Below are 17,922 nucleotides of genomic sequence, written 5' to 3'. Positions count from 1 at the left end.
CAGTGGTTGCCCGGCAGCGGGCAAAAGCGCCACGCTACACCAGCCGGTCGTACAGGTCGTCGACGTCGACCAGCGTCAGCTCTCGGTCCTGCATCGTGGCGATGTGGTCGGCGCGGTCGCCGACCGTCTGCCCGTCCATCGACTCGAACAGCTCGGCGAGGAACGGCTCCATGGCGTCCCGTAGCTCGTCGTAGCTCGTCTCGACGTGGCCCATCTGCAGGTCGACGAGGACCGTCCCGCCGCGCTCGGCCACGTCGTACCCGAGGAACAACGGGTGGACCGCTCGTTCGAATCGCGCGAGGTCGTAGAGCCGGAGCAGGGAGTGGATCGAGCCGTATCCCTGGTACACAGTGTCGTCGTCGGTCTCGACGGCGAACTCCACGTGGTCGGAGGGACCGGTGACCGCGGCCTCCCAGCCGCCGTGGACGCCGTCGAGTCGAAACCGTACCATGGTCGAGAGGTAGTTCCGGATCGGGTAAAAGGCTCCGAGAGCGGTCGCGACGACGAGGCCGACTCCTCCGCTCACGAGGACGAGGCCGACCCCTTCGCTCGGCGGCTCGCGGGTCGCTTCGCTCCCCGCTCGCGAGGACGAGGCCGACTCCTTCGCTTCGCTCAGTCGTCGGCCTCGCTCTCCTCGTGAACCGCCTCACCACGAAGTAGCCGCGACGCGATGGTGAACGTCTGCTCGGCCTCCCGGCGCGTCGGGAAGTGCGCCGCGAGGTAGCGCGCGACGGCGACCATGGCCACCCGCTGGTCGCGCTCGTCGCTCGCGCAGTCGAACTGCCGGAAGCCGGCTTCGAGCGCCTGCAGCGTGTGGAACCCCGCGTCCTCCCGAAGCAGTGCGTGGCCGAGTCGCCGCCGCAGGTCGGCGGGGTCGCCACCCGCGTCGAGGAACTCGCCGACGAGCCGGCCGGCCTCGTTGACCCGACCTTCGGCGTCGAACGTCCCGTCGAGGTCGTCGAGGATGGCTTCCGGGTTACGATCCGTCTCGGCCGGCTCTGGTATCGGCGCGGGCGGCGTGTTGAGGAACCGGTCGAGGTAGACGTTCACCGCGCCGTCGAGCACCCCCCGGTAGAGTACGGGCGCGTCGACCCGTCGGGTCGCCTGGTGGACCGCGTTCGCGTAGGTGAACGTGTGATGGACCGTGTTCCAGTCCGAGAACTCGTTGCTCGTGCCGAACTGCGCGACACGGGTCGCGGCGGCCGCTGCGACCGTACTCGCGAGTTGCTCCGGCGTCGCCCCGTCGGCGATGGCGTCGCGGAGCCCGTCGACGATGGCGTGCGGGTCGTCCGAGAGTAGCAGCGCCCGGAACTCGTCGGGTTCGGTCCACGAGTCGTCCGCACCGCGAGCCGCGAGGTCGTCCAGCTCCGCGGTGACATCCTCGACCAGTCCGGCGAGGTCGACCGGCTGTCGCCACGAGGAGAGCTCCTCGCTCCGTTCGGCGTCGGTCAGCGAAGGAACCAGACTGGCGAGCGTGTCGTCGGCGTGGTCCCAGCCGACGTGGTCGAGCGTCTCGATGGCCTTGTTGACGAAGTCGAACGTGTGCCCGGTGTCGAGGTACCGGTGGTCGGTGGCGGCCGCGTAGAGCATCCGTTCCACGCCCTCGCGGTCGCAGGCGGCGACGGCGGTCCGGAGCACGCGCTCCGCGCCGTCCCCGTCGCGGACCTCGACGTTCTCGCGGAACCACGACGCGAGCCGGTCGGGGTCGACGTCCTCGCGCTCGAACGGCGGCTGTGCGAACCGTGGCGGCTCGCCCGCACAGTCCGAGGCGACGTGTCTGAGCCCGGTGTACATCGCCCGCTTCCGGTCGTCGGTATCGAGCTCCGGTGCGACGTTCGCCATCGCTGCGAGGATGGTCAGCCCGGAGGACCAGCCGTCCTCGCGGTACTTCGTGCCGAACCTGACGCCGCGGTCGAGCACGTCGGTCCGGTCCACGCCGGCGTCGTCCAGCCCGACGACCGCCTTGGCGACGACGAGCCGCAGGTTCTCCTCGAGTCCGGTCTGGAGGCGGTTCGACCAGTGTTCGGCCGGCGGGGCGTCCCGTCGTGGCCGTGGGCGGACGAACACGTCGCCGTCACGTACCTCGACGGGGTACGTCGCCACGTCGTCGGCCCAGGGGTCGAACGTGTCGCCGCAACCGAGTTCGAACCGTGCGTGGTGCCAGTGACAGGTGAGGACGCCCTCGTCGACGGTGCCCTCGACGAGTGGAAAACCCATGTGCGGGCACCGGTTGTCCACCGCCCGGACCTCGTCCTCGTGGTGGAACAGGGCGATGGCGTGCCCACCTTCGGTGACGAGTGCGCGCCCTTCGTCGCGGAGCTGGGCGAGCGTACTGACCCGCACGAACTCCTCGTCGGTAGTTGCCATGGGTCATCTTGGCGTGCAAGCGTGAAAACCGTTGGCTGGCGGCGGTGTCGGGACGTGGTCCCCGTCTGGTGAGCAACCACGGTTAAGTCGCCGGGGTCGATACACTGGTGCATGCTTTCCGTCGGCTCCGAAGCCCCGAACTTCTCCCTCCCCGGCGTCGAGAACGGCGAGTTCGACGAGTACTCGCTGGTCGAGGCGCTCCGCGAGGACCTCGTCGTCATCGCGTTCTATCCGGCCGACTTCAGCCCGACCTGCACCGAGGAGCTCTGTACGCTCCAGGATATGGACCTGCTGAATCTGGATGCCGACGTGACACTGTTCGGTATCTCGGGCGACTCGATGTACAGCCACCGGCGCTTCGCCGAGGAGTACGACATCACCTACCCGCTGCTGGCCGACAGCATGGGCGAGGTCGCTGCGGAGTACGGCGTCTGCATGCCGGACTGGCGCGGCCACCGGAACGTCCCGAAACGGTCGGTGTTCGTCGTCGACGAACGCCAGCGGGTACGGTACGCCTGGTCGGCCGACGATCAGACCGTCCTCCCGGACGTGGGCGAGGTCCGCGCGGCCATCGACGACGTGCGCGACGACCGGACCGCCGTCCAGCGGTACGCCCGCGGGTACGAACACCTCGGAGCCGGTCGGGACCGCTTCGAGACCGCCTGGAGCGAGTACGAGGTCGGCGCGTGGCGTGGCGCGGTCGAGCACTTCGACGAGGCGGTTGCGTACTTCGACGCGGCGAGCGAGAGCCTCCGCTCGGCCGAACGGTTCGCCGAGTCCGAGCGCGTCGAGGTGGCGTGTCAGGAGGCCGGCGACCGTGCCGACGACTACCGGCAGGCGGCCCGCTGGTACGCCCGGTCGGCAGAGCACTACGCCGCCGACGACGAACCGCTGGGCGACGAGTACCGCGCCGACGCGGAGGGGCCACACGAGGCAGCGAGCACCGGCGACGCGCTCCCGACGCCGTCGTCGCTGTTCCCGGAGGAGTAGCCGTCGGCGTCGGCTGTTGGCGACCAGCCGCCGACCGCCGGGTTTCTGGTGCCGGCGACCGAAGCCGTCGTATGGCCACCGACGACCCGGTCGCGACGTACTACCGCGCGCTCGACGAGCACGACTACGAGACGCTCCGTGCGGTCCTCTCGCCGTCGTTCGTCCAGCACCGACCGGACCGCACGTTCGAGGACCGCGAGTCGTTCGTCCGGTTCATGCGCGACGGCCGGCCGTCCCCGGAGACGAGCCACGAGCTCGAGGGTCGGTTCCGGCTGGACGGTGCTGGTGGCGACGGCGAGGACGGCGACGGACCCACGGTTCTCGTCCGTGGTCGGGTGTGCGAGGACGGCGAGGTGCTGCTCCGGTTCGTCGACGCGTTCGCGCTCGCCGACGGACTGATCGAGCGCGTCGAGACGTACACCCGGTGAGGGTGGCTCAGTCCTCGCCCTCGAGCGTCCGTTTCCGGCGTTCGAACTCGTCGTCGTCCATCTCGCCGCGGGCGTAGGCGATGCGCAGCTCCTCGAGTGCGCGGTCCGTGCTGGACTGCTGTGAACGCGCGGCGTGGATGACGCCGGCGAGGAGCACCAGCGCGACCGGGAGGGAGAAGACGAACAGGATGATGACGATCTCGGGAGCACCGACGCTGCCGAAGAACGCGGGCGGGAACATACGATAGCAACGTCGTCGCGTCGAAAAAGCGTTTCGCGGCGGCGGGGTCGGGCGTTACTCGTCGGTGCCGAGCGCGCTCTCGCCGACCTTCTCGTGGCCCTCGATGACCTCGGTGCCGCCCATGTACGGCTGGAGGGGTTCGGGCACGTCGACGGTGCCGTCCTCGTTCTGGTAGTACTCGAGGATGGCGACCATCACGCGGCCGACGGCGGTGCCGGAGGCGTTGAGCGTGTGCAGGTACTCCGCGCTCTCGTGATGTTCGGGACGGTAGCGGATGCCCGCCCGGCGCGCCTGGAACGCCTCGAAGTTCGAGGCGCTGGAGACCTCCAGCCAGCGGCCGCCCATGCCCTCGGGGGCGTCTTCGCTGTCGGTGCCGGGGGCCCAGACCTCGAGGTCGTACGTCTTCGCGGAGGCGAACGTGAGGTCGCCCGTGCAGAGGTCGAGCACCCGATACGGGAGTCCGAGGCGTTCGAGCACCTCGGCGGCCTCCTCGACGAGCGCGTCGAGGCGGTCGTAGCTCTCCTCGGGCTCGACGAAGTTGACGAGTTCGACCTTGTTGAACTGGTGGACGCGGACGATGCCCCGGGTCTCGGTGCCGTGCTCGCCCGCCTCGCGCCGGAAGTTCGGCGTGTACGCCTGATGCTTGAGGGGCAGGTCCTCGCGGAGGAGGATGTCGTCGCGGTACATGTTCGTGACCGGCACCTCCGCGGTGGGGCAGAGCCAGAGGTCGTCGTCGTCGTACGCGTCGAACTCGTCGCCGCCGATGCGGTAGGCGTCCTCGTTGAACTTCGGGAGCTGGCCGGTGCCGCGCATCGAGGTCGACTTCACGGGGACCGGCGGGAACACGTCGACGTACTCCTGCTCGCGGTGGACGTCCAGCATGAACTGGATGAGTGCGTGCTCGAGGCGCGCGCCGTCGCCCTTGAGGAAGTAGAAGCCGGCACCCGTCGTCTTCGCGCCGCGGGCCTCGTCGATGATGTCGAGGTCCTCGCCGAGGTCGTAGTGCGGCGTGACCTCGTCCGGCAGGTCGCGCAGGTCGTCGAACCCCCAGCGCTCGACCTCGACGTTGTCGGCCTCGTCGTCGCCGACGGGGACGCTGTCGTCGGGGACCTGCGGCAGTTCGAGCATCGCCTCGTCGAGTTCGTCCTCCAGCTCGTCGGTGCGTTCCTCGACCCGCTGGAGTCTCTCCTTCAGCTCGCTGGACCGCTCGATGGCCTCCTGGGCCGCCTCCTCGTCGCCCTCCTGCTTGAGCTGGCCGATCTTGCTGCTGACCTCGTTGCGCTCGTGGCGGAGGTCGTCGCCTTCGGCTTTCAGTTCGCGCCACTCCGCGTCCAGTTCCAGGATCTCGTCGAGGTCCACGTCGTAGCCCCGGTCGTCGAGGCTCTCGCGGACTTCCTCGGGGTTCTCCCGGAGGTATCGGCGGTCGAGCATTTGCAAGGTGGTTGCTGTGGGGTCGGGAAAACCGTATCGGATGTGTGTTGGAGCGTGTCAACCGCCCTCGGTGTTCCGGTGGGGCGGAGCGGGTGGGCGGGGTGGCGGCTGTGACCACCGTCACCCGCGAACGCACGACTCTTTGCCCTGGCTCGCATACGACGGGCAAGATGAGCGACGCCAACTCCGGCCCTCTCTCTCCGGACAGACCGGACGCCCAGAAACCGTTCCGGGTGGACGCACCGTTCGAGCCGGCAGGCGACCAGCCCGAGGCCATCGAGTCGCTGGTCGCGGGCTTCGAGTCCGGTGCGACCGAGCAGACGCTGCTCGGGGTGACGGGGTCGGGCAAGACCAACACGGTGTCGTGGACCGTCGAGGAGCTCCAGGAGCCGACGCTGGTCATCGCCCACAACAAGACGCTGGCGGCACAGCTCTACGAGGAGTTCCGCGAGCTGTACCCGGACAACGCGGTCGAGTACTTCGTCAGCTACTACGACTACTACCAGCCGGAGGCGTACGTCGAGCAGACGGACACCTTCATCGACAAGGACGCCTCCATCAACGACGAGATCGACCGGCTCCGGCACTCGGCCACGCGCTCGCTGCTGACGCGGGACGACGTCATCGTCGTCGCCAGCGTGTCGGCAATCTACGGGCTCGGCGACCCGGCGAACTACGTGGACATGTCGCTGCGGCTGGAGGTGGGCGAGCAGGTGGGTCGCGACGAACTGCTCGCCCGACTGGTCGACCTGAACTACGAGCGCAACGACGTGGACTTCACGCAGGGCACGTTCCGGGTGCGCGGCGACACCGTCGAGATCTACCCGATGTACGGCCGGTACGCCGTCCGCGTCGAACTGTGGGGCGACGAGATAGACCGCATGGTGAAGATGGACCCGATGCAGGGCGAGGTCGTGAGCGAGGAGCCCGCCGTGCTCGTCCACCCGGCGGAGCACTACTCCATCCCGGAGGAGCGCCTCGAACGGGCGATGGAGCAGATCGAGGAGGACATGGCCGACCGGGTGCGCTACTTCGAGCGCAAGGGCGACGCCGTCGCGGCCCAGCGCATCGAGGAGCGCACGACGTTCGACCTGGAGATGATGCAGGAGACGGGCTACTGCTCGGGCATCGAGAACTACTCGCTCTACCTCTCCGACCGCGAGTCCGGGGAGGCACCGTACACCCTGCTCGACTACTTCCCCGACGACTTCCTCTGTGTCATCGACGAGTCCCACCAGACCCTCCCGCAGGTCAAGGGGCAGTTCGCCGGCGACAAGTCCCGGAAGGACTCGCTGGTCGAGAACGGCTTCCGGCTGCCGACGGCGTACGACAACCGCCCGCTCACGTTCGAGGAGTTCATGGAGAAGACCGACAAGCGGCTGTACGTCTCGGCGACGCCCGGCGACTACGAGCGCGAGCACAGCGACAACGTCGCGGAGCAGATCGTCCGCCCGACCCACCTCGTCGACCCGGCCGTCGAGGTCGCGCCGGCGACGGGGCAGGTCGACGACCTGATGGACCGCATCGACGAGCGCGTCGAGCAGGACGAGCGCGTGCTCGTGACCACCCTCACGAAGCGCATGGCCGAGGACCTCACGGAGTTCCTCGAGGAGTCGGGCGTCGACGTGGCGTACATGCACGACGAGACGGACACGCTGGAGCGTCACGAGCTGGTCCGGGCGCTCCGACTCGGCGACATCGACGTGCTCGTCGGCATCAACCTGCTCCGGGAGGGGCTGGACATCCCCGAGGTGAGCCTCGTCGCCATCCTCGACGCCGACCAGGAGGGCTTCCTGCGGTCGGAGACGATGCTCGTGCAGACGATGGGCCGTGCGGCCCGGAACGTCAACGGCGAGGTGGTGCTGTACGCCGACGACCGCAGCGACGCGATGAACGCCGCCATCGAGGAGACCCAGCGCCGCCGGCGCATCCAGCAGCAGTACAACGCGGAGCACGGCTTCACGCCGACGACCATCGAGAAGGACGTCGGCGAGACGAGCCTCCCCGGCGCGGAGACCGACACCGGCGGACTGGCGAGCGAGGGCGCACCGGAGGACGCAGAGGCCGCCGCCGCCAGAATCCAGCGGCTCGAGGACCGCATGCAGGAGGCCGCGAACAACCTCGAGTTCGAGCTCGCCGCGGACATCCGCGACCGAATCCGCGACCTGCGCCAGGAGTTCGAGGCGCTCGACGACCCCGACGACGGCACCATCGAGCCCGAGGCCGACCCCGAGTTCTGAGCGGCAGTTGCTCGCCGTGAAACTCGTCGGGCATTTATAAGGAACGGACGGGAGTACGTCGAGGTACATGGCAGCGATACGAACAGACGACCTCACCAGACGGTTCGGTGACGTCGTCGCGGTCGACGGTCTCGACCTGACCGTCGAGGAGGGGGAGGTGTTCGGCTTCCTCGGCCCGAACGGGGCCGGGAAGTCGACGACCATCAACGTGCTCCTCGGCTTCATCGAGCCCTCCAGCGGCGGAGCCGAGGTGCTCGGTGCGGACGTGACGACGCACTCGCGGTCCGTCCGCGAGCGCATCGGCCTGCTCCCGGAGGGGTACGGCCTCTACGAGAACCTGACCGGGCGCGAGCACCTCGTCTCGGCCATCGAGACGAAGGGTTCGGCCGACGACCCCGACGAGTTGCTCGACCGGGTCGGCCTCGACGCCGGCGACGCACGGCGGGCCGCCGGTGGCTACTCGAAGGGGATGCAACAGCGCCTCGGGCTGGCCATCGCGCTCGTCGGCGACCCGGACCTGCTCGTCCTCGACGAACCCTCCTCCGGACTGGACCCGAAGGGCATCAAGCTCCTCCGGGACATCGTCCGCGAGGAGACCGACCGCGGCGCGACGGTGTTCTTCTCCAGCCACATCCTCGACCAGGTCGAGAAGGTCTGCGACCGCGTCGGCATCATGGCGAAGGGCGAGCTCGTCGCGCTCGACACGCTGGGGAACCTGCGCGAGCAGCTCGGCGTCGGCGGTGTCGTCGAGGCGACGGTCGACGCGGTGCCGGACCTCGGCCCCGTCCGGGCCGTCGAGGGCGTCCGTGACGTGACCGCGGAGGACGACGTGGTCCGCGTGACCTGCGCCGAGCCGGCGGCGAAGATGCCGGCGCTCCGACGCATCGACGACGCCGCGACCGTCTCGGACATCGGTATCGACACCACGTCGCTCGAATCGCTGTTCGAGCAGTACACGAACGGTGAACACGGGCGGGATGCGACGGCCGCCGAGGCGACCACCGCCGAAGACGCCACCGCCGTCACCGGAGGCGAGGACTGATGCGCCTCGCCACCATCGCCCGCGACGACTTCACGAACGCCAGGCGCTCCTCCATCGTGCTGGCGGTCATCGGCGTGTTCACGCTGCTCGTCGCGATGATCTTCGCCTCGGAGTACGGCATCTACGACGAGCCCTACCGGACGCTGTTCGACGTCTCGGCGTTCGTCTCGTTCGTCTTCCCGCTCTTTCTCGCGCCGCTTGCGTACCTCTCCATCGCGGGCGACCGGATGGATGGGACCATCAAGTACGTCATGGGGCTGCCGAACAGCCGCGCCGAGTACTTCTTCGGGAAGTTCCTCTCCCGGCTGAGCGTCGCGGCCGCCGCCGTCGTCCTCGGAATGCTCGTGGGACTCGTCGTCGCGTTCGCGACGTACGTGCAGGCCCCGAGCGTCGAGCGCTTCGCCATCTTTACCGGCGTCTCGCTCGTCTACACAGTGTCGTTCGTCAGTATCTTCGTCGCCATCTCCGCCGCCGCCTCCTCGCGGTCGCGTGCGATGTTCGGCGCGCTCGGCGCGTACTTCGTGTTCGTGGTGTTCTGGTTCGGCTTCTTCCCGGTCATCAACCTCGGGACCATCCTCGACACGGTCGGGAGCCTGCTCGGGGTGACCATCTCCGAGAACACCCGGAGCTACGTCGCCATCATGTCGCCCGCGACGGCGTACCTCCAGTCGACCGAACCGGTGTACGCGGGGGTGTTCGACCAGTACCAGGCGTTCCAGCTGAACTTCCAGCCCGAGAGCGACAGGCTCCACGACCAGACGTGGTTCGCCGTCCTGGTGATGCTCGCGTGGTCGGCCGTCTCGCTCGCCGTCGGCTACCTCTCGTTCCGCCGGTCGGAGCTCGGTTGAGCCTGCCCCGTGATTTCGCTTCGTCGTTTCGATGTCCGAACATTTTTTAGCCGGCCGCTGGACGTCGACCCATGGTAGTCGATTCACTGAAGTTCCCGACGAAGGGTGAGGACGGGCTACTGCGGGCCATCATCGGTGGTGGCCTGCTGCTCGCCTCGGCCATCATCCCGCTGCTTCCACAGCTCATCGTGAACGGGTACAGCCTCCAGTCGATGCGTGCCGGCGCTCGGAACGACCCGAACCCACCCGAGTTCGAGGACTGGGAGAGCCTGCTGAAAGACGGCGCACTGATGTTCGGCGTCACGCTCGTGTACACGCTGATACCGATGATGCTCCTGTTCGGGCTGTTCTTCCTCGGCTTCTTCGTGTTCTCCTTCGGCGCGGCAGCCGGCAGCGCCGCCGGCGAGGGTGGGGCGGCCGCGGGTGGCGGCATCGGCCTCATCGTCATGCTCGTCCTCGGCGGCATCGCCCTCCTGCTGTTGCTGCTCGCGTACTACGTGATGCCGGCCGCGCTCGTCGGCCTCGCGACCGAGGAGGAGTTCAGTGCTGCGTTCGACTTCGACTCCATCCGCGAGATCGCGTTCACGGTCGACTACTTCGTCGCGCTGGTCGTCGCGGCCATCGTGAACTTCCTCGCGTTCCTCGTCATCCTCCCGCTGATGCTCCTGCTCGTCGGCTTCCCGCTCGCGTTCATCCTGCAGGCCGGTATCTTCCACTACCTCGGCACCGTCGCCCGCGACATCGCGACGACGGGGAGCGCTGCGCCAGGCACCAGCGACCCACGGGCCGGCGACGCCTACTAGAGCCGCCGACGCAGCCGTTCCGCGGTCTTCTCGCCGACGCCCTCGACGGCCAGTAGCTCGTCGACGCTGGCCGCACGCACGTTCTCGACGCTGCCGAACCGTCCGAGCAGCCGCCGGCGTGTCGCCGGGCCGATGCCGGACACGTCGTCGAGCACCGTCGACACGTCGTCCCGAACCGACTGGTGGTACTGCACGGCGAAGCGGTGGGCCTCGTCGCGGACGCGCTGGAGCAGGTGGAGCTGCGGCGCGTCGTCGTCCCAGTCGTGGGTGCGGTCGGGCGTGATGACCAGCTCCTCGGCCTTCGCGAGCGCGACCGCGGGCACGTCCCAGCCCGTCGCTTCGAGCGCATCCATTGCCGCCGAGAGCTGGCCCTCGCCGCCGTCTATCAGGAGGAGGTCCGGGTCGGGCCGGTCGTCGCGGCCCTCGAGCGCGCGCTCGGCCCGCCAGCGCACGAGGGCGGCCATGTTCGCGTAGTCGTCGTTCGTCTCGTCGAGCTTCTTCCGCCGGTAGTCCGACTTCTCGGCGGAGCCGTCGACGAAGCAGACGTTCGAGCCGACGACCGCTCTCCCCTGCGCGTGGCTCACGTCGAAGCCCTCGATTCTAGAGACCCGCGAGAGGCAGAGTTCGTCCGCGAGCGCGGCGGACTCGTCCCGGCGGCCGACGTTCCGGCGGGCGTTCTTCAGCGCCAGCTCGACCAGCTTCGCCTCCCGACCCGCGCCCGGCACCCGGACCGCCACGTCCGCGGCGTCGAGCCACGCCGCCACCTCCTCGTCGCCGTGGTGCTCGGGGAGCAGGATGGCGTCGGGCAGCGACCGCTCCGCGTAGTACTGCACGAGGAACGCCGCAAGCACGGCCGGGACGGCGTCGCTCGCCTCCTGGTCGGTTCCCGCCGGCGCGGCGACGGCGTGCCGGTCCCGCTCGACGAGCTGGCCGCCCTCCGCGTGGAGCCGCGCCACGGTCGCGTCGTCGCCCCGGAGCGCCACCCCGAGCACGTCGACCGAGCGCTCGTACTCTTCCCGGCCGCTGACGGCCTCGCCGCCGCCCCCGTGGAACGACTCGACGACCTCCAGCCGGTCGCGCAGGTTCGCCGCGCGCTCGAACGACTGGCTCGCCGCCGCCTGCTCCATCTCCCGGGACAGCGGGTCGGCCAGCACGCCCGTCTCGCCGGCGAAGAACTGCGTCACCGAGTCGACGTCGGCGATATAGTCCTCTCTCGCTATCTCGTCGGTGCAGGGCGCGGTGCAGAGCCCCATCTCGTAGTCCAGACAGGGGCGCGCCCGTCCCGCGAACTTGTGGTCCGAACAGCCCCGCACGCCGAACGTCTCCCGCAGCGCCTTCACGACCGTCTCGACGGTGCCCATGCTCGTGTACGGGCCGAAGACGGTCGCGCCCTCGTTCGGGTCCCGCGTCACCTCGATGCGGGGGAACTCGTGGTCGGTCAGCTGCACCAGGGGATACGACTTGTCGTCCTTCAGCCGCACGTTGTACCGCGGCTGATGGCGCTTGATGAGGTTCGCCTCCAGCAGCAGCGCCTGCGTCTCCGTGTCGGTGACGGCCACGTCGAGGTCGTCCGCGCGCTCGACCATCCCCGCGATGCGCGCCGAGCGCGGGTCCGCGTACGACCGGACGCGAGAGCGCAGGTCCACGGCCTTCCCGACGTACAGCACCGTGTCGCCCTCGAGGAACTGGTAGACCCCCGGCTCAGTGGGCAGGTCGCTCGCGTGCTCCCGGACCGTCTGCGCGTCCATCGGTTCTGATTGGATTAGGTGGCGCGACGGCATGGGGGTTACGTCTGCGAATGGTCTGGAGGAACAGGTGCGTCGCAGGACTCGTTGGAACCGCGAACAGCCAGAAAGCTCCGAGTCGCTGGAGTCGGGGGCCTCGCTGCGTCCCCAGAAATCGAAGATTTCTGGTGTGCTCACGAGACGCGAGCGTCTCGTGACCGGTCCTCGTTCCTGCGGTCCTTGCGTCGGCCGCCTTCCTCCAGCGACTCGCCCCTTTCAGTCCCACCGTCGGACCTGCGGTCCGACGAGCCCCCGTTCGCTCGCAGGCTCGCTCACGGGGACACCCGCCGCGACCGCACCTCACGCCTCCCCAGCCGATTGCGATGCTCGCTCCGCTGCGCTTCTCATCCCTCGCGCGGATGGCTCACGGCCTCGCGGGGCTCGGCACGTTCACCAGCCGCGCGCCACCCGGCTGCGGAAGCGATGTCGCCACACCTCACCCCGAACCCGCGGCGCCAGGCCAGGAGTTCCACCAGAAATCAGAAACACAGCTTCACAACTCGGTCTCGCGCAGCTCCAGGTCAGCAACCACCTGATACGGGTGCTTCTCCTTCCGGATGCCGTCGATGATCGCGAACGCGTCACCCGGGGTCAGGAAGTGCTGGCACACCACCCGCCCGAGCGGCGTCGGCTCGAAGCCGTCGATGAAGCCGTACTCGAGCAGCTTGCCGACGGCGTGTTTCGTGGGGATGTCGCCGAGCATCCGGTCGTTGAGCGCCTTCGCGGACTTACCCGCGACGGCGACGTTCGCCAGGGTCTCCTCGACGGCGGCGTCCTCGTCGTACCGGGTGATGACCGGCTCCATCTCGCCCTTCAGCAGCTTGAACGCGACCTCGTCCTCGGACATCTCCATGGAGTTGTGGTAGGTGCACTCGGGCTCGACGAGCATGTACACCTTCCCGCGGTCGTGGTAGTCCGGGCGACCCGCCCGCCCGAGCATCTGGCTGAACTCCTGGACGGAGAGCCACTCGATTCCCATGGCGAGCGAGTCGAAGATGACCTGCGAGGCGGGGAAGTCGACGCCCGCCGCCAGCGCGGCCGTGGTGACGACCGCCGAGATCTCCTGGTCGCCGAACATCCGTTCGACCTTCTTCCGGCGGCCGTAGTCCAGCCCGGCGTGGTAGGGGGCGGCGCTGTACTCCAGCTTGCGGGAGATCTCGTGACAGCGCCGCCGCGAGTTGGTGAAGACGATGGTCTGCCCGCGGTAGCCCTTGGAGGACTCGCGGTCGAACTCGCGCTTGACGAGCCGGTTGATGATCCTGGGCTTCTCGCGCCCGTCGGCGAAGGTGACGTGGCGCTCGATGGGCACCGGGCGCTCCTCGAACTCGATGAGCTTCGCCTCGAGCGCACGACCCAGTTCGGCGGGGTTGCCGACGGTCGCGGAGAGGTAGACCCACTGCGCGCCGTCGTAGCTCGACCGTTGTTTCTGGCGCTGCTGGCTGTAGTGCTTCAGCCGGGAGATGAGCCCGTCGAGGCGGTGCCCCCGGCCCTCCTCCTTGAGCGTGTGGACCTCGTCGATGACGACGGTCCCGATGTCGCCGAGGTCCTTGCCGGTCCGCAGCGCGTGGTCGATGCCCTCGTAGGTGCCGACGATGACGTCCGCGCCGGGGTCGAACCGGGAGCCGGAGTCGTTGACGCGGCTCGCCCCGACCCGGATGGTGACGTCGACGAGGTCGCCGTACTCGTCCGCGAAGTCCTCGTGCTTCTGGTTCGCGAGGGCGACCAGCGGGACGAGGAAGAGCATCTTCCCCTTCCCGTCGAGGACGTTCTGGAGCCCGGCGAGCTCGCCGATGAGCGTCTTCCCGGTCGCCGTCGCGCTGACGACGAGCTGGTCGTCGCCCATCCCCCGGGGGGCGTCGCCGCTTCGCTCGCCGAACAGGCCGTTCTCGACGGCGAGGCTCTGGACGGGCAGCAGGGTGTCGAACCGCTGTTCGAGCAGCCCCTGCAGCTCCGGGTGCAGGTCGAGGTCGTCGACGGGGACGAGGTCGATGTCGTCCGTCGTCGCGGATATCTCGTCGAACTTCGTCAGGTCGGGGTCGAGCTGGCCCTTGAGCAGGTTCTTGATGCGTTCGATGTCCTGCACGTCGAGCAGCAGCTCCTCGAGGCGCTCCTTCGCGGCGCTCGTGAACTCGCCGTGGAACGCGAGCTCCTGTTCGAGCTCGCGGCGGGCGCAGTCGGTGCAGATCCAGTCGTCGCCGGACTTGACCGCGGTGTCGGTCGTGACCGGGGAGTACCGACCGGCGGAGGCGCAGTAGCGACAGGTCCGGACGACCTTCGCGTCGAGCTGGTAGCCGTCGAGCATCGCCTGGAGCTCCTCCCGTGCACGCTGGGTGGTCTGCTCGGAGATGCGGATGCGCTCGGCGCGGCGTGCGATCTCGACGAACTCCTCGGGGCTGCGTGGCTCCTCGCTGGAATCGCGGACGAGCCGGAACTTCCCGGGCCGGGGGCCGGCGTTCGTCTCCTTGAGCTCGAGCTTCCCACGGAAGACGCGCTCGCCGTCGCGCTCGACGACCGCGAGGTAGCTCCTGCCGGCCTCGTGGAGGAACAGGGTGTCGACGCGCTGGACCTGTCGTGACACGCGAGTCGGTATGCGAGGGAGGTATTTCAGGGGTTCGGAACTTCTTCGGGCACCTCGGCGGGGTCGGTCACTCCTGCAGCTGGATCTCGTCGTCGCCGTTGGGCACCGCACAGAGGAACGCGCCCTGTGTGTCGCCCTCGTTGCGGTACCAGTGGACGACGCCCGCAGGAATCAGCAGGGAGTCGCCGGCGGAGACGACGTGCTCCTCGTCGCCGATGCCGACGACGTACTCACCTTCCAGCACGTACTGCTCGTGCTCGACGGCGTTCGTGTGCTTGGGCACCTCGGCTCCGGCGTCGAGTGTGAACCGCCGGATGGCGAAGTTCGGTGCGCCGTCGTCGGCGTCGATGAGCACGCCCTTCGACAGCCCGTCGGCGGCGTCGACCGGCTCGTAGGATACGTCGTCGCTGCGGCGGATGACCGGCTTCGGGTCGGACATGCACGATGGTAGGTGCGTGGGGCACTTAACGGGTTTCGACCCGCCGACCGACGGACATCGTCCCCCAATTTAAGAGTGGCCGGCGGCTACTCGCTACCATGCGAAGCTTCAGGATCGGGTCGGTGTTCGGCATCCCCATCAAGCTGGACCTGACGTTCCTGCTGGTGCTGCCGCTCTTTGCGTTCCTCATCCAGCAGCAGGTCGGACCCGTGACGGACCTCCTCAACGAGACGATGGGAGCCAACCTGCCGGTCGATCCGCTGCTGGCCGGCTGGATGCCCTGGGTGCTCGGGTTCTCGGTCGCCATCGGCCTGTTCGTCGGCGTCGTACTGCACGAGCTCGGGCACTCGGTCGTCGCGATGCGGTACGGGTTCCCCATCGACTCCATCACGCTCTGGATCTTCGGCGGCATCGCCTCCCTCTCGGAGATGCCCGAGGACTGGAAGCAAGAGCTCCAGATCGCCATCGCCGGCCCGGTCGTCTCCATCGCCGTCGGGGCCGTCTCCTACGCCGCGTTCCTCGCCGTCCCCGAGGGTCTCCCGTCGGCGCGGTTCGTACTCGGCTACCTCGCCGTGATGAACGTCGCGCTCGCGCTGTTCAACATGCTCCCGGGCTTCCCGATGGACGGCGGTCGGGTCCTGCGCGCGCTGCTCGCTCGCACCCGACCGTACGCGAAGGCGACGCAGATGGCCGCCGAGGTCGGCAAGGTGTTCGCGCTCCTGCTGGGCCTGTTCGGCCTGCTCAACCTTCAGTGGCTGCTCATCGGTATCGCCTTCTTCATCTACATCGGCGCGTCCTCCGAGGCCCAGCAGGTCGTCATGAAGGCCGCCTTCGAGGGCGTGACGGTCCGTGACGTGATGACGCCCGGACCGGAGCTGCACACCGTCACGCCCGACACCAGCGTCTCCGAGCTGATGTCGCGGATGTTCTCCGAGCGCCACACCGGCTACCCGGTGATGGACGACGGTGGGAACCTCGTCGGGCTCGTCACGCTGGAGGACGCACGTGACATCAAACCCGTCGAGCGCGACGCCTACACCGTCACGGAGATTATGACGCGGGAGCTCCACACCATCGATCCACACGCCGACGCGATGGAGGCGCTCCAGACGATGCAGTCCGAGAGCGTCGGGCGTCTGCTCGTCGTCCGTGGTGGCGACCTCGTCGGCCTCATCTCGCGCTCGGACCTCATGACCGCCTTCGACGTGGTCCAGGAGACCGGCTCGGTCGAGCCGAGTCGACGTGCGCCCGTCCGGGAGACGTAGACCGAGATAACCAGTCACCGAGTCTTTCGGCGATATCTAATGGCTCCGGTGGGTGCGTGACATACCAACGTATACGCTTATTGTTAGCAGAGAGGCACGCTAACTGGGGGGTGACGCCGAGTGACTCGAGGAGGGACGCGTGTCCGAGCACTGATTGCAGACAACTACCGGGCGCTGCTGGTCGTCTGTCTCGTCGCGAGCGCAGTCGCCGGTGTCGTCGTCGCCGACGCGGTACAGGCGCAGTCGAGAACGGTCTCGGAACAGCGGACGCTGTACGAACCGACCGCGTCGGTCAGCCACGGTGCGGACGTCGTCACCGAGACACCCGTCTACGACCGCGAGCGACTCGAGAACCGGCCGGTCTACTTCGCGAACGTCTCGCCGGTCATCTCGGGCAACGTCACCGTCGGACATCAGGGCGACGCGACGCTGAACACGACCGTCGAGACGGCGGTGGTCATCCGAGCGGTCGCCAGTGGCGGTGGGTCGGACAGCACCAGCGAACAGGACACCGAGACGACCGTCTACTGGGAGCGGACGTTCGCGCGGAACACCACCAGCGAGACGCTCGAGGGCGGCGAGCAGCTTCACGTTCCGTACGCCGTCGATGCCACCGCGCTGTTCGACCGCGTGGACGCCATCCAGCGCGCGCTCGACAGCAGCGCCGGCGAGACACAGGTGTTCCTCCGGGCCACGGTCCACAGACGGGGACAGGTGTCCGGGCGGGCCGTCGATCAGTCCGACGGGCTCCGCATCCGCTTCACCGGTGACGACACCGCCGTCCGTGTCGAGCCGTCGGGCCTCGACGCGCCCCCGGTGACCGCCACCGAACGACGGACCGTCACCGAACCGCCGAACGGGCCTGTCGTCGCGGTGTCCCTCGTTGGCTCGGTCATCCTCTGGCTGCTCACGTTCGGTCTCGTGATCGTGGGCGTCGCGGCCCGATACCGCGACGTGCGCATCGCTCCCACCGATACCGAGCTGGCCCGCTCGCAGTTCGAGACCGAGCGCGAGGAGTTCGCGGAGTGGATCTCCACGGGAACGGTCCCCGAGTCGATACGGTCACGGACGGCCGTCGAGATGGACTCGCTCACGGGGCTCGTGGACGTCGCCATCGACACCGACTCCCGCGTCATCGAGTCGAACGACGACGGCCGGTTCTACGTCCCGGACGGCGAGCTCTGCTACGTGTACGAACCACCAACGGAACCCGGCGCGCACGACGACGTGCTCGCGGTTCCCGGGGGGACACGAGGGGGCGACGACGAGAGCACCTTCGAGTTCCCGGATTCAGAGGGAACGGTGCTGCCCGAGGGCGGAATCTGGAGCGAGGAACCGGACGACGGAAGCACCGAAGCCGACGCCGGAGCGGAGGCACCCGACCCGACGCGAGCCGGGGACGACGACCCGACCGCGACCCCGGAGGAGGACGACGACTGACGACCCGCCGTAGCCACCGCTCTCCA

Annotated in this window: 15 protein-coding genes; 8 read left to right on the top strand and 7 right to left on the bottom strand. The window is 68.6% G+C overall.

Annotated features, from left to right (window positions below; all coding sequences use genetic code 11):
* Positions 1 to 34: 34 nt before the first annotated feature.
* Positions 35 to 451: a hypothetical protein gene (locus NO345_RS02150; protein ID WP_256296089.1), complete on the bottom strand. Its 417-nt coding sequence runs from the start codon at positions 449 to 451 to the stop codon at positions 35 to 37.
* A gap of 161 nt (positions 452 to 612) precedes the next feature.
* On the bottom strand, positions 613 to 2,367 hold the full coding sequence (locus NO345_RS02145; protein WP_256296088.1) for a Rieske (2Fe-2S) protein: 1,755 nt from the start codon (positions 2,365 to 2,367) through the stop codon (positions 613 to 615).
* Between the two features lie 111 nt (positions 2,368 to 2,478).
* On the opposite strand from NO345_RS02145, the gene NO345_RS02140 reads away from it, so the two are divergent.
* Together NO345_RS02140 and NO345_RS02135 are read left to right on the top strand one after the other, a co-directional pair.
* Complete coding sequence (locus NO345_RS02140; protein WP_256296086.1) at positions 2,479 to 3,357, top strand: redoxin domain-containing protein; 879 nt, start codon at positions 2,479 to 2,481, stop codon at positions 3,355 to 3,357.
* 71 nt (positions 3,358 to 3,428) lie between these two features.
* Entirely contained in the window at positions 3,429 to 3,785 is a 357-nt protein-coding gene (locus NO345_RS02135; RefSeq protein WP_256296084.1) for a nuclear transport factor 2 family protein, read from the top strand.
* A 7-nt stretch (positions 3,786 to 3,792) separates the two neighbouring features.
* Here NO345_RS02135 and NO345_RS02130 read toward each other — a convergent pair whose 3' ends face one another.
* A complete protein-coding gene (locus tag NO345_RS02130; RefSeq protein ID WP_256296082.1) occupies positions 3,793 to 4,026 on the bottom strand; it encodes an SHOCT domain-containing protein in 234 nt (77 codons plus the stop codon).
* 54 nt (positions 4,027 to 4,080) lie between these two features.
* Positions 4,081 to 5,457, bottom strand: a complete 1,377-nt coding sequence (gene serS, locus NO345_RS02125; protein ID WP_256296081.1) for a serine--tRNA ligase — start codon at positions 5,455 to 5,457, stop codon at positions 4,081 to 4,083.
* Between the two features lie 170 nt (positions 5,458 to 5,627).
* Between serS and uvrB the strand changes: the two genes are divergently transcribed.
* From uvrB to NO345_RS02105, 4 genes are all read left to right on the top strand, one after another.
* Entirely contained in the window at positions 5,628 to 7,697 is a 2,070-nt protein-coding gene (gene uvrB / locus NO345_RS02120; protein WP_256296080.1) for an excinuclease ABC subunit UvrB, read from the top strand.
* Between the two features lie 67 nt (positions 7,698 to 7,764).
* A complete protein-coding gene (locus tag NO345_RS02115) occupies positions 7,765 to 8,739 on the top strand; it encodes an ABC transporter ATP-binding protein (protein WP_256296079.1) in 975 nt (324 codons plus the stop codon).
* Complete coding sequence (locus tag NO345_RS02110) at positions 8,739 to 9,587, top strand: ABC transporter permease (protein ID WP_256296078.1); 849 nt, start codon at positions 8,739 to 8,741, stop codon at positions 9,585 to 9,587. The genes NO345_RS02115 and NO345_RS02110 overlap by 1 nt, the downstream gene beginning before the upstream one ends.
* Positions 9,588 to 9,658: 71 nt before the next feature.
* Positions 9,659 to 10,390 (top strand): DUF4013 domain-containing protein, encoded by a 732-nt coding sequence (locus NO345_RS02105; protein WP_256296077.1) that lies wholly within the window; start codon positions 9,659 to 9,661, stop codon positions 10,388 to 10,390.
* Here the strand turns inward: NO345_RS02105 and NO345_RS02100 are convergent.
* The 3 genes from NO345_RS02100 to NO345_RS02090 form a co-directional block, all read right to left on the bottom strand.
* Entirely contained in the window at positions 10,387 to 12,138 is a 1,752-nt protein-coding gene (locus NO345_RS02100) for an excinuclease ABC subunit C (RefSeq protein WP_256296076.1), read from the bottom strand. The two genes, NO345_RS02105 and NO345_RS02100, sit on opposite strands and share 4 nt — an antisense overlap.
* A 529-nt stretch (positions 12,139 to 12,667) precedes the next feature.
* Entirely contained in the window at positions 12,668 to 14,752 is a 2,085-nt protein-coding gene (locus tag NO345_RS02095; protein ID WP_256296075.1) for a DEAD/DEAH box helicase, read from the bottom strand.
* Between the two features lie 67 nt (positions 14,753 to 14,819).
* Complete coding sequence (locus NO345_RS02090) at positions 14,820 to 15,191, bottom strand: cupin domain-containing protein (RefSeq protein WP_256296074.1); 372 nt, start codon at positions 15,189 to 15,191, stop codon at positions 14,820 to 14,822.
* Between the two features lie 98 nt (positions 15,192 to 15,289).
* Here NO345_RS02090 and NO345_RS02085 point away from each other — a divergent pair, with 98 nt between their 5' ends.
* Positions 15,290 to 16,456, top strand: a complete 1,167-nt coding sequence (locus NO345_RS02085; RefSeq protein WP_256296072.1) for a CBS domain-containing protein — start codon at positions 15,290 to 15,292, stop codon at positions 16,454 to 16,456.
* Positions 16,457 to 16,576: 120 nt separating this feature from the next.
* The gene (locus NO345_RS02080; RefSeq protein WP_256296070.1) at positions 16,577 to 17,896 is read left to right on the top strand and encodes a DUF5305 domain-containing protein; all 1,320 of its coding nucleotides are present in this window, start codon (positions 16,577 to 16,579) and stop codon (positions 17,894 to 17,896) included.
* Positions 17,897 to 17,922 lie beyond the last annotated feature (26 nt).

It is taken from the genome of Haloarchaeobius salinus, assembly GCF_024464185.1.
Taxonomy (GTDB): Archaea; Halobacteriota; Halobacteria; order Halobacteriales; family Natrialbaceae; genus Haloarchaeobius; species Haloarchaeobius salinus.
The sequence above is the reverse complement of the archived record's forward strand: the minus strand, read 5'-3'. Positions and strand labels throughout refer to the sequence as shown.